Raw genomic sequence first — 17,390 nt, 5'->3', positions numbered from 1 at the left:
GTCCGGTACGCCGACGGGGTGACCGCCCTGAGGGCCGCCGGGGTGGACACGTTCCTGGAGATCGGGCCGCAGAGCGTACTGACCGCGATGGCCGGCGACGTGCTGCCCGACGACGACGCCGTGCTGGCCGTCGCCGTGCAGCGCCGGGACCGGCCCGAGGCGCACGCGCTGCTGCACGCCCTCGCCGAGCTGCACGTCCACGGCGTTCCCGTGACCTGGCGGCAGTGGTTCGCCGACTCCGGAGCGCGGCGGGTGGACCTGCCCACGTACGCCTTCCAGCACCAGCGCTACTGGCCGGAGGGCACGCCCGCGAAGCAGACCGCCCCGGACGGCGGCGACGCCGACTTCTGGGCCGCCGTCGAGCGGGGCGACCTGGCCGCCCTCGCCGCCGAACTCGGCGACGACACCGAGGACCTGGACGCCCTCGGCCCGGCCCTGCCGCTCCTGGCTCGCTGGCGTCAGCACCGGTCCCGGGACACCGCGCTGGACGGGTGGTCGTACCGGGTCGCGTGGCAGCCAGTGCGCCCGGCCCCGGCGACCGGGCTGTCCGGACGGTGGCTGGTGGTCACCGTCGACGGCGGCGCCGACGCGGGCGTGGCGAAGACCCTGACCCAGGCGGGCGCGCGGGTCGACCTGCTGACCGCGCCGCCCACCCTCACCCGGGCCGACCTGGGCGAGCGGCTGCGCCGAATCGGTGCCGACGGCTGGGCCGGGGTGCTCTGCGTGCTGCCCCGGCAGGACCGGCCCCTGGCGGACACCCCGGCGGTACCCGCCGGCGCGGCCGCCCTGCTCACCCTCACCCGGGCGCTGACCGACACCGGCCTGCCGGGACGGGTGTGGGCGCTGAGCCGAACCGCCATCCCGGTCACGGCCGGGGAGCGGGCCGGCGACGTCTGGGCGGCCCTGGCCTGGGGCCTGGGCCGGGTCGTCGCCCTCGAACAGCCCGACCGCTGGGGCGGCCTGATCGACCTGCCCGACCGCGCCGACCGCGGCGCCCGCGCCGGGCTCGTCGCGGTCCTCGCCGACGGCACCCTGGACCAGGTGGCCGTCCGCCGCAACGGCCTCTTCGGCCGGCGGCTGGTGCCGGCCGCGCCGCCGGCCGGTGCGGGTTGGCGGCCCGTCGGGACGGTGCTGGTGACCGGTGGCACGGGTGCCCTGGGTCGGCACGTGGCGCGTTGGTTGCTGGCCAACGGGGCCGGCGAGGTGGTGCTGGCCTCGCGGCGGGGTCCGGCGGCGCCGGGCGCGGCGGAGCTGGTCGACGAGCTGGGTGCGGTGCGGGTGGTGGCGTGCGACGTCACCGACCGGGCGGCCGTCGACGCCCTCGTGGCGGACCTGCCCGGGCTGACCGCCGTCGTGCACACCGCCGGGGCGTCCGGCGGCACCACCCCGGCGTACGAGGTGACCGACGGCGAGCTGTCGGAGACCCTGGCCGGCAAGGTGCTCGGCGCCGTGCACCTCGACGCCGCCTGCCGGGGCCGCGACCTCGACGCGTTCGTGGTCTTCTCCTCGGTCGCCGGCGTCTGGGGCGGCGGCGGGCAGGCCGGCTACGCGGCCGGCAACGCCCTGCTCGACGCGCTCGTCGCCGCCCGCCGGGCGGCCGGCCTGCCCGCCACCGCCCTGGCCTACGGCCCGTGGGCGGAAGACGGCATGGCCGCCGGCGAGACGGCGGACGGCCTGCGCCGCCGCGGGTTCAGCCCGCTCGCGCCCGACGCCGCCGTCGCGGCGCTGGGCCGCTGGGTGAACGCCCCCGAGGCGGCCCCGGTGATCGTGGACGTCGACTGGTCCCGGTTCGTCACGGCGTTCACCGCCGCGCGGCCGAGCCACCTCTTCGACCGGGTCGCCCCGGCCGTTGCCGAGCAGCCGGAGCGGCCGGAGAACGCCGCCGCCACCGACGGGCTGCGCAACCGGCTCGCGACGCTCCCGGCGACCGGCCAGGAGGCGCTGCTGGTCGACCTCGTCCGCGCGGAGGCGGCGGCCGTCCTCGGCCACCCCACCACCGACCAGGTGCCGGCCGGCCGGGCGTTCCGCGAGCTGGGCTTCGACTCCCTCGCCGCCGTGCAGCTGCGGGACCGGCTGGGCCGGGTCACCGGCCTGACCCTGCCGTCGACCGTGGTCTTCGACCACCCGTCGGCGGCGGAACTGGCCCGCTTCCTGCGTACCGAAATCGTGGTCGGCGCGGACGGCGGCCCCGCCACCGGCGGCGTGGCCTCGGCCCGGCCGCCGGCCGACGAGCCGATCGCGATCGTCTCCATGGCCTGCCGGTTCCCGGGCGGGGTGTCGTCGCCGCAGGAGCTGTGGCGGCTGCTGGCCGACGGGGTGGACGCGGTCACGCCGATGCCCACCGACCGGGGCTGGGACCTCGACGCCCTGTTCGACGCCGACCCGGAGCGGGTCGGCACCAGCTACACCCGCAGCGGCGGCTTCCTGCACGACGTGGCGGGCTTCGACGCCGCGTTCTTCGGCATCAACCCGCGCGAGGCCCTCGCCATGGACCCGCAGCAGCGGCTGCTGCTGCACACCACCTGGGAGGTCTTCGAACGCGCCGGCATCGACCCGCACCGGGTACGCGGCTCCGCGACCGGCGTCTTCATGGGCACCAACGGGCAGGACTACGCCACCCTGCTGCTGGGCGCCCGGTCCCAGGTGGAGGGCTACCAGGCGACCGGCAACGGGGCGTCGGTGGTCTCCGGCCGCCTGGCGTACTCGTTCGGGCTGCACGGCCCCGCGGTCACCGTCGACACGGCCTGCTCGTCGTCGCTGGTCGCGCTGCACCTCGCCGCGCAGGCGCTGCGCAGCGGCGAGTGCGACCTCGCGCTGGCCGGCGGCGTCACGGTGATGTCGACCCCGGGCGCGTTCCTGGAGTTCTCCCGGCAGCGTGGCCTGGCCGCCGACGGGCGGGTCAAGGCGTTCGCCGAGGCCGCCGACGGCACCGGCTGGGGCGAGGGCGTCGGCGTCCTGCTGCTCCAGCGGCTCTCCGACGCCCAGCGCGGCGGCAACCGGATCCTCGCCGTCGTACGGGGCAGCGCCGTCAACCAGGACGGCGCGAGCAACGGCCTCACCGCCCCGAACGGGCCCGCGCAGCAGCGGGTCATCCGGCACGCGCTGGACAACGCCGGCCTCACCCCCGCCGACGTGGACGTCGTCGAGGCGCACGGCACCGGCACCACCCTCGGCGACCCGATCGAGGCGCAGGCGCTGCTGGCCACGTACGGCAGGGAGCGCCCCGCCGACCGGCCGCTGTGGCTCGGGTCGGTCAAGTCGAACATCGGCCACACCCAGGCGGCGGCGGGCGCGGCGAGCCTGATGAAGATGGTGCTGGCCCTGCAACACGGGGTGCTGCCCGCGACCCTGCACGTGGACGCGCCGACCCCGCACGTCGACTGGACGTCCGGCACGCTGGCGCTGCTCACCGAGGCACGACCGTGGACCACCACGGACGGGCCGCGCCGGGCCGGCGTCTCCTCGTTCGGGATCAGCGGCACCAACGCCCACGTGATCATCGAAGAGGCCCCGCAGCCGGAACCGGTCGCCGCCGACGGGGAAGGGCCCGAAGCGACCGTCGGGCACGGCGAAGCGCCACGCGACCAGCGCGCCGTGGCCCTGCCGTGGCCGGTCTCCGCCGCCGACCTGCCCGCGCTGCGCGCGCAGGCCGGCCGGCTGGCCGACCGGCTCGCGACCGGGGACGACCCCGCCGACCTGGTCGCCTGGACGCTCGCCGACGGCCGGGCCCACCTCGGCCGGCGGGCCACCGTGGTCGCCGCCGACCGGGGGACCCGGCTGGCCGCGTTGCGGGCGCTGGCCGGCGGCGAGGACCACCCCGCCCTGGTCACCGCCCGACGGCACGGAGGCGGCCTCGCCGTCCAGTTCTCCGGCCAGGGCGCCCAGCGCCCCGGCGCCGGCCGGCAGCTGTACGACACGTTCCCCGTCTTCGCGGCGGCCCTCGACGAGGTCTGCGCGGCGCTGGACCACCAGCTGCCGCAGCCGCTGAAGCCGGTGCTGTTCGCGGCCGAGGGCAGCGCCGAGGCCGCGCTGCTCGACGAGACGGTGTTCACCCAGGCGGGGCTCTTCGCGCTGGAGGTGGCCCTGTTCCGGCTGGTCGAGTCGTTCGGCGTGGTGCCCGGGCACGTCGCCGGGCACTCGATCGGCGAGATCACCGCCGCGCACGTCGCCGGGGTGCTGTCCCTCGCCGACGCCGCCACGCTGGTGGCCGCCCGGGGCCGGCTCATGCAGGCCCTGCCCGCCGGGGGCGGGATGCTCGCCGTCGCCGCCGACGAGGCGGCGGTGGCCGAGTCCCTCGCCGGGCTGACCGACCGGGTCGGTGTCGCCGCCGTCAACGGCCCCACCGCCGTGGTGCTCGCCGGAGCCGTCGACGCCCTCGACGGGCTGGAGCGGCTCTGGCAGGAGCGCGGCGTACGCACCCGGCGACTGCGGGTCAGCCACGCGTTCCACAGCCCGCTGATGGAGCCGATGCTGGCCGAGTTCCGGGCCGTCCTCGACGGGCTGACGTTCGCCGCGCCACTGCTGCCGATCGTGTCGAACCTGACCGGGCGGCTCGCCGGGCCGGACGAGATCCGTACGCCCGACTACTGGGTGCGGCACGTGCGGGAGGCCGTCCGGTACGCCGACGGGATCGCCGCGCTGCGCGACGCGGGCGTGGACACCTTCCTGGAACTCGGCCCGCAGGCGGTGCTGACCGCGATGACCGCCGGCCTGCTGCCCGACGACGACGGCACGGCCGTGGCGGCGCTGCGCGCCAACGCCGACGAGCCGACCGCCCTGCTCTCCGCGCTGGCCGTCGTGCACGGCACCGGACGCGACGTCGACTGGTCGGCGGTGCTCGCCGCGCTGGCCGGCCCCCGTCCGGACCCCCGCCGGCTGCCCGAGCTGCCGACGTACGCGTTCCGGCCGCAGCGCTACTGGCCGACCCTCGACGCGGCGCCGACCGCCGACCCGGTCGGCGACGCGTTCTGGCGGGCCGTCACCGACGGCGACCTGGGCCGCCTCGGCCTCGACCCGGACCAGCCGCTGCGCGAGCTGCTGCCGGAACTGGAGTCGTGGCGGCGCCGCCAGCGCCTCGACGGCACCCTGGCCGGCTGGCGGTACCGGATCACCTGGGAGCGCCGGGCGCTGACCGGCGCCGACCCCGGCACGTGGCTGGTGGTGGCCCCGCCGCACCAGGTCACCGACCGGGTGCTCGCCGCCCTCACGGCCGGCGCCGCGACGGTGCACGTGCTGACCGTCGACCCGGCCACGGTCACCCGCGACGGCCTGGCCGCCGACCTCGACCGGCTCGCCGCCGCGTACCAGCCGACGGCGCTGCTGTCCCTGCTGGCGCTGGACGAGGCGCCGCACCCGGAGCAGACCGCGCTGCCGACCGGCCTGGCGGCGAACCTGCTGCTCGTGCAGGCGCACACCGGCCGCTCCGGACCGGCCGTGCCGCTGTGGCTGGCGACCACCGGCGCCGTCGCCGTGGACGACGAACCGGTCGTGCACCCGACGCAGGCCACCACGTGGGGCCTCGGGCTCGTCGCCGCCCTGGAGCACCCCCGGCACGTCGGCGGAGTCGTCGACCTGCCGGCGGGCCCCGACGAGGCGGCGTACGCGGCCCTGGTCTCGGCGCTGGTCAACGTCGACGGGGAGGACCAGCTCGCCGTCCGGCAGGCCGGCGTACACGCCCGGCGTCTGGTCCGCGACACCGGGCGGCCGGCGACGGGCGACGGATACCAGCCGAACGGCACCGTCCTGCTCACCGGCGGGACCGGGACGCTAGCCCGGCACACCACCGACTGGCTGGGCCGCCACGGCGCCGAGGTGCTCCCGCTGACCGAGCCGGCCACGGGCAAGCTCGGTGATCTGATGGAGCAGCTCGCCGCCGAGAGCCGACCGGTGACCGCGCTCGTGCACGTACCGGCGGAGACCGGCTCGGTGCCGCTGGGCGAGCTGACCCTCGCCGGCCTGGCCGCCGACCTCGCCGCCACCGTCGGCGACGTCCCCAGGTACGCCGACGAGCTGGCCCACCGGCCGCTCGACGCGTTCGTGCTGTGCACCTCCACGACGGGGGTGTGGGGCGCGGGCGGCCGGGCCGGCCAGTCCGCCGGTGACGCGCTGCTGCACGCGCTCGCGGCGAACCGACGGCACGGCGGACTGGCGGCCACCGCCGTGGCGTGGGGCCCGTGGCACGACGATCCCGAGTCGGCCGAGCTGGCGCAGCTGCGCCGGCGGGGCCTGCCGGGCCTGCCCCCGGAACTGGCCGTCGAGGCGTTCGGGCAGGCGCTGCGGGGCGAGGCGGCGCTGGTGGTCGCCGACGTGCGCTGGGACCGGTTCGTGCCGACGTTCGCGTCGATGCGGCCGTGCCCGCTGCTGACCGGGGTCCCCGAGGCGGGCGCGGCGATGCCCGCCGACGACGACCACCGGCCGGCGGACGACGAGGCGGCCGCCGCGCTGCGGGAGCGGCTTCGCCCGCTGAGCCCCGCCGAGCGGGAGGACGTCCTCGTCGACCTGGTGGGTGGCCTCGCGGCGGCCGTACTCGGCCACACCGGGGATGCGGGGCTGGAGCCCGACCGGGCGTTCCGCGAGGTCGGCTTCGACTCGATGACGGCCGTGGAGCTGCGCAACCGGCTCCGCGCCGCCACCGGCGTCCAGCTCCCCGCCGCCGTGGTGTTCGACTATCCGACGCCGGCGGCGCTCGCCCGGCACCTGCGCGACCGGCTCGCCGAGGACGGCGCCACCGCGGCGGCCCCGCTGCTCGCCGAGCTGGAGCGGCTCGACGGCGTCTTCGCGGCCGACGCGCCGGACCGGCTCACCCGCCAGAAGCTGCTGGTGCAGCTCCAGGCGTTCGTGGCCCGATGGGGCGACGAGCGTGGTCCCGTCGAGGAGAAACCGGCCTCGCACACCCTCGACGACGCCACCGACGCCGAGATCTTCGATTTCATCCACCGCGAGCTGGGTGGCCCCGGCGGCAATTTGTCGGGCATCTAGAAATGGTGTCGTACGGCCGTTGTCGACGGTTGTGACACCTGCGGCCGGGCGGGCCTGGACACCCGCCCGGCCGCAGGCCGCGAGGGTGCCGCGCCGGACCGCTCGCAGGGCGGGTCGGCGCAGCCTGCGCCCCCGCCGCCTAGGGGCACCCGTAGGGGCACGCTAGGGGTTGTGACCGCCGTCCGGCGACAATTACCTTTCGTCCGGCGCGTAAGACCTGGTGGGGGCTTAAACGCTATTTGTCTAGCAATTCGTGGTCGGCTGAATGGGTTTGGATCTTCGCGGCTTGTGGCGTCTGTGGACGGTATTGGGTCGCTGTTTCTTTCCGACCCGAAGAGGTGGCGTCAATGGCGACTGAAGATACGCTCCGGGAGTACCTGAAATGGGTGACGGCGGACCTTCACCAGACCAGGAGGAAGCTCGGCGAGCTTGAGGCGGCCAACCGCGAGCCGATCGCCATCGTCGGCATGGCCTGCCGGTTCCCGGGCGGGGTGGACTCGCCGGAGGAGTTGTGGGAGCTCGTCGACTCCGGCCGCGACGCCGTCTCCGCGTTCCCCGCCGACCGTGGCTGGGACCTGGCGCGGCTGTTCCACCCGGACCCCGACCACCCCGGCACGTCGTACGTCGCCGAGGGCGGCTTCGTCGACTCCGCCACCGACTTCGACGCCGCGTTCTTCGGCATCTCGCCGCGCGAGGCCCTCGCCATGGACCCCCAGCAGCGGCTGCTGCTGGAGACCTCGTGGGAGGCGTTCGAGCACGCCGGCATCGACCCCTCGACGCTGCGCGGCCACCAGGTCGGGGTGTTCGCCAGCACCACCGGCCAGGACTACGTGGGGCTGCTCCAGCAGCCGCCGCCCGGTACCGAGGGATACATCCTCACCGGCACCGCGGCCAGCGTCGTGTCCGGCCGGATCTCGTACGCGCTCGGCATCGAGGGACCCGCCGTCACCGTCGACACCGCCTGCTCGTCGTCGCTGGTCGCGCTGCACCTGGCCTGCCAGGCGCTGCGGCAGGGCGAGTGCACCCTGGCGCTGGCCGGCGGGGCCACCGTCATGTCCACCCCGTCCGCCTTCATCGGCTTCAGCCGGCAGCGGGGCCTGGCCATGGACGGCCGGGTCAAGTCGTTCGCCGCCGCCGCCGACGGCACCGCCTGGGGCGAGGGGGCCGGCCTGCTGCTGGTCGAGCGGCTCTCCGACGCCCGCCGCAACGGCCACCCGGTCCTCGCCGTGGTACGCGGCAGCGCGGTCAACCAGGACGGCGCGAGCAACGGGCTGACCGCCCCCAACGGCCCGTCCCAGCAGCGGGTCGTGCTCCAGGCGCTGGCCAGCGCCCGGCTCGCCCCGGAGCAGGTCGACGTCGTGGAGGCGCACGGTACCGGCACCACCCTCGGCGACCCCATCGAGGCGCAGGCGCTGCTGTCGACGTACGGGCAGGGCCGGCCGGCGGACCGGCCGCTGTGGCTCGGCTCGGTCAAGTCGAACATCGGCCACACCCAGGCCGCCGCAGGCGTGGCCGGCGTGATCAAGATGGTGATGGCGCTGCGGCACGACACCGTGCCCGCCACCCTGCACGTCGACGAGCCCACCCCCAACGTGGACTGGACGGCCGGCGCGGTCGCGCTGGCCACCGAGCCGCGGCCGTGGCCCGCCGGGGAGCAGCCCCGCCGCGCGGGCATCTCCTCCTTCGGCATGAGCGGCACCAACGCCCACGTGATCATCGAGGAGGCGCCCGCCGCCGACCCGGCCCCGGCGGACGCCCCGGACGCCCCCGACGCCGGCACCGTGCCGGCCGCCGCCGACACCGCCTGCGTCGACGGGGCCGGCCTCGTGCCGGTGCTGGTCTCCGCCCGCGACGCCGAGTCCCTGACCGCGCAGGGCACCCGCTGGGCCGACTGGCTCGACGGCCGCCCCGAGCTGCGGCTGACCGACGTCGGCTGGTCGTCGGTGCACACCAGGGCCAGCCTCGAACACCGCGCCGTACTGCTCGCCGCCGACCGCGCCGACCTGACCGCCGGCCTGCGCGCGCTGGCCGCCGGCGGCGACGCCCCGGGCCTGGTCACCGGCGCCGGCCCGCGCGGCGGCAAGCTCGCGTTCCTCTTCTCCGGCCAGGGCGCGCAGCGCAGCGGCATGGGCCGCGAGCTGGCCGCCGCGTTCCCCGTCTTCGGCCGGGCGCTGGCCGAGGTCTGCGCCGAGCTGGACCGGCACCTGCCCCGCCCGCTGGCCCCGGTGCTCTTCGCGCCCGAGGGCGACGAGGCCGCCGGGCTGCTCAACCAGACCCTCTACACCCAGGCCGGCCTGTTCGCCGTCGAGGTCGCGCTGTTCCGGCTCCTGGAGAGCTGGGGGATCGTCCCGGACGTCCTGCTCGGCCACTCGATCGGCGAGCTGTCGGCCGCGCACGCGGCCGGCGTGCTGTCGCTGCCCGACGCCGCCACGCTCGTCGCGGCCCGGGGCCGGCTGATGCAGGCCCTGCCGGCCGGCGGCGCGATGCTGGCCGTCCAGCTCCCCGCCGACGCCGTCCGGGCCGCCCTGGCCGGCGTCGAGGACCGGGTCGCCGTGGCCGCCGTCAACGGACCCACCGCCGTCGTCGTCTCCGGCGCGGCCGACGCCGTCGAGGAACTGGAGCGCCGCTGGGCCGACCAGGGCGTACGGACCAGGCCGCTGCGCGTCAGCCACGCCTTCCACAGTCCGCTGATGGAACCCATGCTCGCCGAGTTCGCCGCCGTGGTGCGCCGGCTGGAGCTGCACCCGCCGGCGCTGCCGATCGTGTCGAACCTGACCGGCGCGCTCGCCGACCCCGACGAGATCCGCACCGCCGACTACTGGGTGCGGCACGTGCGGGAGGCCGTCCGGTTCGCCGACGGCGTCGACCAGCTGCGCGCCCTCGGCGTGCGTACGTTCCTGGAGGTCGGCCCCAGCGGGGTGCTCACCGCGCTGGCCCGCGACGTCCTCACCGCCGCCGGCGCGGACGACGACACCGCCGCCGTGGCGCTGCTGCGCCGCGACCGCCCCGAGCCCGCGTCCGCGCTCACCGCCCTCGCCGAGCTGCACGTCGGCGGGGTCGAGGTCGGCTGGGCGCAGCTGTACGCGGGCGCCGAAGCCGCGCGGGTGCCGCTGCCCGGGTACGCCTTCCGCCGGCAGCGCTTCTGGCCCGAGCCGCCGCCCGCCCCCGACACCGTGGCGGCGGACGGCGACGACGAGTTCTGGACCGCCCTGGAACAGGCGGACGCCGACACCCTGCGCGGCGAGCTGGGCGACGACGACGAGCAGGTCCAGGCGCTGCTGCCGGCCCTGCCCGTGCTCACCTCGTGGCGCCGGTCCCGGCGGGAACGCTCCCTCGTGGACGGCTGGTCGTACCAGGTGACCTGGCAGCCCGTGCCGGTCGAGGAGGCCGACGCCCCGGCGGGCCGCTGGCTGGTCGTGCTGCCCGCCGACGACGCGCCGGCGTGGGCCGACGGCCTGACCGGGCTCTTCGGCGACGCCGAGCCGCCGGTGCTGCGCGTCGGCGCGGCGGACCTGGACCGCGCGGCCCTCGCCGCCCGGCTACGGGACCTGGTCGACGGCCGGCCCGTCGACGGCGTGCTCGCCGTGGTCGCCGGCCAGGACCGGTTGCTGCCCGAACACCCCGGCGTGACCCTCGCCGCCGCCGGCACCCTCGCCCTGGTCCAGGCCATGACCGACCTCGACCTGGTGGCGCCGCTGTGGTGCGTCACCAGCGGCGCCGTGGCGGCGGCCCCGGGCGACCGGGTCGCGCACCCGTTGCAGACCGAGGTCTGGGGCCTCGGCCGCGCCGCGGCCGTCGAGCAACCGCACCGCTGGGGCGGCCTGGTCGACCTGCCGGCCACCGTCGACGACGCCACCACCCGGCGGCTCGCCGCCGTGCTGGCCGGCCACGGCGGCGAGGACCAGGTGGCCGTACGACCCGGCGGCACCTGGGCCCGACGGCTCACCCCGGCCCCGCCGGCGGCGGACGAGCCGTCCGCCGGCGACTGGTGCTCCGGCACCGTCCTGGTCACCGGCGGCACCGGCGCCCTCGGCGGCCACGTCACCCGCTGGCTGCTCGACCGCGGCGTCGGGCGGGTGGTCCTGGCCAGCCGCCGGGGCGCCGCCGCCCCGGCCGTGGCGGACCTGCTCGATGCGTACGGCGCCGACGGGCGGGTCACCGCCGCCACCTGCGACGTCACCGACCGGCGGTCCGTGGCGGAGCTGGTCGGGTCGCTGCCCGACCTGACCGCAGTCGTGCACGCCGCCGGCACCGACCAGCTCACCCCGCTGACCGACACCACCCTCGACGAGTTCTCCCACGTCGTCGCGGGCAAGGTGCTCGGCGCCCTGCACCTCGACGCGTGCCTCGCCGACCGCGAGCTGGGCGCGTTCGTCATGTTCTCCTCCATCTCCGGCGTGTGGGGCAGCGCCGGGCAGTGCGCCTACGGCGCCGGCAACTCCCTGCTGGACGCCCTGGCCGTCAACCGGCGCGACCGGGGCCTGCCGGCCACCGCCGTCTCCTGGACGGCCTGGGGCGGCGCGCACGGCATGGCCGCCGAGAACGTGGCCACCGAGCAGCTCAACCGGATGGGCCTGCCGCCCGTCGACCCGGAGAAGGCCCTCGTCGCCCTCGACCGGGCGCTGCGTCGCCCGACGCCCTGCGTGACCGTCGCCGACGTCGACTGGAGCCGGTTCCACCCCGCGTTCACCGTGGCCCGGCCCAGCCCCTTCCTGGGCGGCCTGCCGCAGGTGCGGGCGCTCGTCGCGCAGGAGGAGGCCGCCGCCACGCCCACGGGCGGGGTCGCCGCGCCGCTGCGCCACCTCGCGGCGCTGCCCGCGGCGGAGCAGGAGCGGGAGCTGCTGCGGCTGGTCAACGAGCAGACCGCCGCGGTGCTGGGCCACGCCACCCCCGACGAGCTGCGCGGCCGTCCGTTCAAGGACCTCGGCTTCGACTCGCTGACCGCCGTGGACTTCCGGGGACGGCTGAACACGGCCACCGGCCTGCGGCTGCCCACCACGCTGGTCTTCGACTACCCCACCCCCGCCGAACTGGCCGCGCACCTGCGCGAGCTGGTCTCCGGCGCCGCCCCCGCCGACGCCCCGCAGGCCGTCGTCGTCGACGCCGACGAGCCCGTCGCGATCGTCGGCATGGCCTGCCGCTACCCCGGCGGCGTCGACGGGCCGGAGACGTTCTGGCGGCTGGTCGCCGACGGCGTGGACGCCATCTCGCCGTTCCCCACCGACCGGGGCTGGGAGATCCCCGAACCGGCGGAGGGGACGCACCCGCCGGCGGGCGGCTTCCTCTACGACGTGGCGGACTTCGACCCCGCCTTCTTCGAGATCTCGCCCCGCGAGGCCCTCGCCATGGACCCGCAGCAGCGGCTCACCCTCGAGACGTCCTGGGAGGCGCTGGAACGGGCCGGGGTGGACCCGGCGACGCTGCGCGGCACCCGTACCGGCGTCTTCGTGGGCGCCTCCACCTCCGGCTACGGCACCGGCCTGACCGAGGTCCCTGAGGGCGTCGAGGGCTACCTGATGACCGGCGCCGCGCACAGCGTGATCTCCGGTCGGGTCGCGTACGCCCTCGGGCTGGAGGGACCCGCCGTCACCGTCGACACCGCCTGCTCCTCGTCCCTGGTGGCGCTGCACCTCGCCGGGGCGGCGCTGCGGCGCGGCGAGTGCGACCTGGCGCTGGCCGGCGGCGTGGCGGTGATGGCCACCCCGACGGCGTTCCAGGAGTTCTCCCGCCAGGGCGGCCTGGCCTCCGACGGGCGGTGCAAGTCCTTCGCCGCCACAGCGGACGGCACCGGCTGGTCCGAGGGCGTCGGCATGCTGCTCGTGCAGCGGCTCTCCGACGCCCGGCGGCAGGGCCGCCGCATCCTCGCCGTGGTACGGGGCTCCGCCGTCAACTCCGACGGCGCGTCGAACGGCCTGACCGCCCCCAACGGCCCCTCCCAGCAGCGGGTGATCCGGCAGGCCCTCGCCAGCGCCCGGCTGACGGTCACCGACGTGGACGTCGTCGAGGCGCACGGCACCGGCACCGTCCTCGGCGACCCGATCGAGGCGCAGGCGCTGCTGGCGACGTACGGGCAGGACCGGGGCGACGCCGGCCCGCTGCTGCTGGGCTCGGTCAAGTCGAACATGGGCCACGCGCAGGCCGCCGCCGGCGTGGCCGGCGTGATCAAGATGGTGCTGGCGATGCGGGAGGGCACCGTCCCGGCGTCGCTGCACGCGGACACCCCGTCGCCGCACATCGACTGGTCGGCCGGCGACGTGGAGCTGGTGACCCGGTCCCGGCCCTGGCCGGCGGTCGACCGGCCCCGCCGGGCGGCGGTCTCCTCGTTCGGCATCTCCGGCACCAACGCCCACGTGGTCGTCGAGCAGCCCGTCGACACCGACGCCGCCGGCGACGCCGAGCCGACCCCCGCCCCGGCCGCCGGGCTGCTGGGCGCCGACGCGGTGGTCTGGCCGGTCTCGGCCCGCTCGGCCTCCGCCCTGGCCGCGCAGGCGTCCCGGCTGGCCCGGCACCTACGCGCGCACCCCGGCCTCGCCCCGGCGGCGGTCGGCTGGTCCCTCGCCGCGACGCGCTCGGCGTTCGACCGGCGTGCCGTGGTGCTCGGCGCCACCCCCGGCGAGCTGCTGGCCGGCCTGGACGCCCTCGCGGCCGGCACGCCGGCCGGCAACGTGGTGACCGGCACCGTCGCCAACCACGGCGCGGGCCCGGTGTTCGTCTTCCCGGCCGCCGCCCCGGCGGGCGCGGCGGCCGACCTGGTGGGCCGCTGCCCGGTCTTCGACGACGCCCTCGCCGAGTGCCGGCAGGCCCTCGCCCCCTGGGTGGACGTCGACCCGGCCGCCCTGCTCACCGGCTCCGACCCCTCCTGGGCCGAGCGGCCGGAGCTGGCCCGGCCCGTCCTGTTCGCCGTCGGCGTGGCGCTCGCCGCCGTCTGGCGGCACGCCGGGCTCGCCCCGGCCGCGGTCGTCGGCGACGGCGACGGCGAGGTCGTGGCCGCCTGCGTCGCGGGCCTGCTGTCCCTGCCCGACGCCGCCCGCACGGTGGCGCTGCGGGCCCGGGCCGCCGCCGGCGACCTGGACCCCGAGGGCCTCCGCGCCGCCCTGGCGGGGATCGCGCCGCAGCCCGGCACCGCTCGGCTGGCCTCCACCGTCACCGGGGACTGGACCGACCCGGCCGGCCTCGGTCCGGACCACTGGGCCGCGCTCGGGACCGGTGCTCCGTCGGCCGCCGACGGGGACGCGGGAACGGAGCGGCTCGACGCCGCCCTGCGCGCCGCCGTCGCGGCCGGACACGTGACCTTCGTGGAGGTCTCGCCGACACCGGCGCTGGCCGCCCGGGTCGCCGCCGTGCTCGACGCGACCGGCACCACCGGCCACGTCCTGGACACCCTCGACGGGCCGGACGACGCCGCCACCCGGCTGCTGACCGGCCTCGCCACCGCGTACACCCTCGGCCTGGCGGTGGAGCACCGCCGGCTGCTGCCCGAGGCCGAGCCGGTCGACCTGCCCACGTACGCCTTCGACCGGCACCGCTACTGGCTGGAGCGCACCGGCGCACACCGTTCCGTCCTGCCCGCCGTCGGCCTCGACGTGGTCGACCACCCGCTGCTCAGCGCGGTGGCCGACCTGCCCGGCGACGAGGGCCTGCTGTTCACCGGCCGGATCACCCTCACCACCCACCCGTGGCTCGCCGACCACGCCGTGCTGGGCACGGTGCTGCTGCCCGGGACGGCCCTGGTGGAGCTGGCGTCCTGGACCGGCCGGCAGGCCGGCGCGGCGACGGTCGTCGAGCTGAACCTGGAGGCGCCGCTGGCGATCCCCACCGAGGGTGGCATCGACCTGCGGGTCCGCGTCGGCCCGCCGGACGAGACCGGGCACCGGCCCGTCGCCATCCACACCCGGCGCGACGACGACACCGGACCCGACGGCGCCCGGGCCTGGCAGCGGCACGCCTCCGGCCAGCTCGCCGACACCGTCGACCCGGACCCCGCTCCGGCCGCCGTGTGGCCGCCCGCCGACGCCGAGCCGATCGCCCTCGACGGGCTCTACGCCCGGCTCGCCGCCCAGGGCTACCACTACGGCCCCGCCTTCCGCGCGCTGCGCGCCGCGTGGCGCTCGGGCCCGGACATCCTCGCCGAGGTCGCCCTCGACGCCGACGCGTCCACCGACACCACGGCCTTCTCGGTGCACCCGGCCCTGATGGACGCGGCGCTGCACGCCATCGGCGCCAGCGCCACGGCCGGCGCCACCGGCGCCACCGCGGACGGCGGCGCGCCGGCCACCGACGGCGGCCCCGACATCCGCCCGGGCCTGCCGTTCACCTGGTCGGGCGTCACCATCCGGCCCACCCACGCCCGCGAGCTGCGGATCCGGCTGCGCGCCACCGATGCCGGGTCCGTGGCCCTGACCATCACCGACACCGGCGCCACCCCGGTCGCCTCCGTCGACGGCCTGGTCCTGCGGCCCATCTCCGGCGAGCAGCTCAGCGCCGCCCGCCGCTCGGCCAGCCGGTCCCTGCACCGCCTCGACTGGGTCGCCCCCGCCGCCGGCCGCGCCGACGGCACCCCCCGGCTCGTCGTCCTCGGCGACGACTGGCCCGGCACCGACCGGCATCCGGACCTCTCCGCGCTGGTCGCCGACGTCCGCGCGGGCGCCGCCGTGCCCGACGCGGTGGTGGTGACCTGCGCCGGACCGGCCGCCGACGAGCCGCACCCGGCCGCCCAGGCCCACCGCGTCGCCCACCGCACGCTCGCGCTGGCCCAGCAGTGGCTCGCCGAGGAGGCCCTCACCGCCGCCCGGCTGGTGGTGGTCACCCGCGGCGCGGTCCGGGTCGACCCGGACGAGCGGATCGCCGACGTACCGGCCGCCACCGCCTGGGGCCTGCTGCGCTCCGCCCAGTCGGAGAACCCCGACCGGATCGTGCTCCTCGACGTCGACGACGACGCTTCGGCCGCCGCGCTGCTGCCGGCGGCCCTGGCCACCGGCGAACCCCAGCTCGCCGTACGCGCCGGCCAGCTCCGGGTGCCCCGGCTGACCCGGCTCGGGCCGCCCCCGGCCGAGGCGCCCGGCCCCGACCTGGCCGCCGGCACCGTCCTGGTGACCGGGGCGACCGGCCTGCTCGGGCGGCTCGTGGCGCGGCGGCTGGTGACCCGGCACGACGTACGGCACCTGCTGCTGGTCAGCCGCAGCGGGGCGGACGCCCCGGGCGTCGCCGCGCTGGTCGACGAGTTGGCCGAGCTGGGCGCCACCGCCCGGGTGGTCGCCTGCGACGTCACCGACCGCGACGCGCTCGCCCTGCTGGTCGACCAGCTCCCCGCCGACCTGCCGCTGACCGGCGTGGTACACGCGGCCGGGGTGCTCGACGACGGCGTCCTGCCCGCGCTCACCCCGGACCGCTTCGACACCGTGCTGCGCCCCAAGGTCGACGCGGCCTGGCACCTGCACGAGCTGACGGAGAAGCTGGACCTGGCCGCGTTCGTGCTCTTCTCCTCGGCCGCCGGCCTCTTCGGTGGCCCCGGACAGGCCAACCACGCGGCGGCGAACTGCTTCCTCGACGCCCTCGCCCAGCACCGGCGCGACCGGGGACTCCCGGCGCTCTCGCTGGCCTGGGGGCCGTGGGTCAACGACACCGGCGACGGGCAGACCGGGCACGTCGACGAGGCCCGGATGAACCGGGGCGGCTTCGTCCCGCTCGGCGCCGAGGAGGGCATGGACCTGTTCAGCGAGGCCCTGCGCTTCGCCGAGCCGGTGGTCGTACCGGTCAACCTGGACCTCGCGCTGATCGGCCGGCATGGGCCGGCGGCGGTGCCGCCGGTGCTGCGGTCGCTGGTCCGCCCGGCGACGACCGGCGCGGCCCGGGCCGCCGAGCGCGACCCCGCCGAGGCGCTGCGGGAGACCCTCGCCGCCACGGCGGAGGCCGACCGCGACCAGGTGCTCTCCGACCTGGTCCGTACCCACGCCGCCGCCGTCCTCGGCTACGCGTCGATCCGCTCGATCGACGCCGAGCGCGGCTTCGTCGAGCTGGGCTTCGACTCGCTGACCGCCGTCGAGTTCCGCAACCGGCTCAACGCGGCCACCGGCCTGCGGCTGCCGTCCACGCTGATCTACGACCGGCCGACCACGGCCGCGCTGGTCGAGTACCTGCGGGGCGCGCTGCTGGCGGAGCGGAGCACGTCCGCGCTGACGGTGCTCGGCGAGCTGAACAAGCTGGAGCACGCTATGCGCGCGGTGGCCACCGGTGACACCGACCGGGCCGCCGTCGGCGCCCGGCTGCGCGAACTGCTCTCCCTGTGGACCTACACCGAGTCCGGTGCGGAGGCCGCCGCCGACGAGGGCGCCAGCCTCGAGTCGGCCTCCGCCGAAGAGATCTTCAGCCTGCTGGACGAAGAGTTCGGCTCGGCCTGATCCGGCATGTCGCAC

General features: G+C 77.4%; 2 protein-coding genes. Both read left to right on the top strand.

The window, feature by feature from the left end:
* Nucleotides 1-6,978: SDR family NAD(P)-dependent oxidoreductase (locus AC5L34_RS24015; RefSeq protein WP_494827081.1), on the top strand; the 6,978-nt coding region annotated here is incomplete at its 5' end.
* Between the two features lie 347 nt (nt 6,979-7,325).
* A complete protein-coding gene (locus AC5L34_RS24010; protein ID WP_494827079.1) occupies nt 7,326-17,375 on the top strand; it encodes a type I polyketide synthase in 10,050 nt (3,349 codons plus the stop codon).
* Nucleotides 17,376-17,390 lie beyond the last annotated feature (15 nt).

The organism is Micromonospora sp. ZG13 (assembly GCF_059359355.1).
Note: the sequence above shows the minus strand (reverse complement) of the source record. Positions and strands in the feature narration are given on the sequence as shown.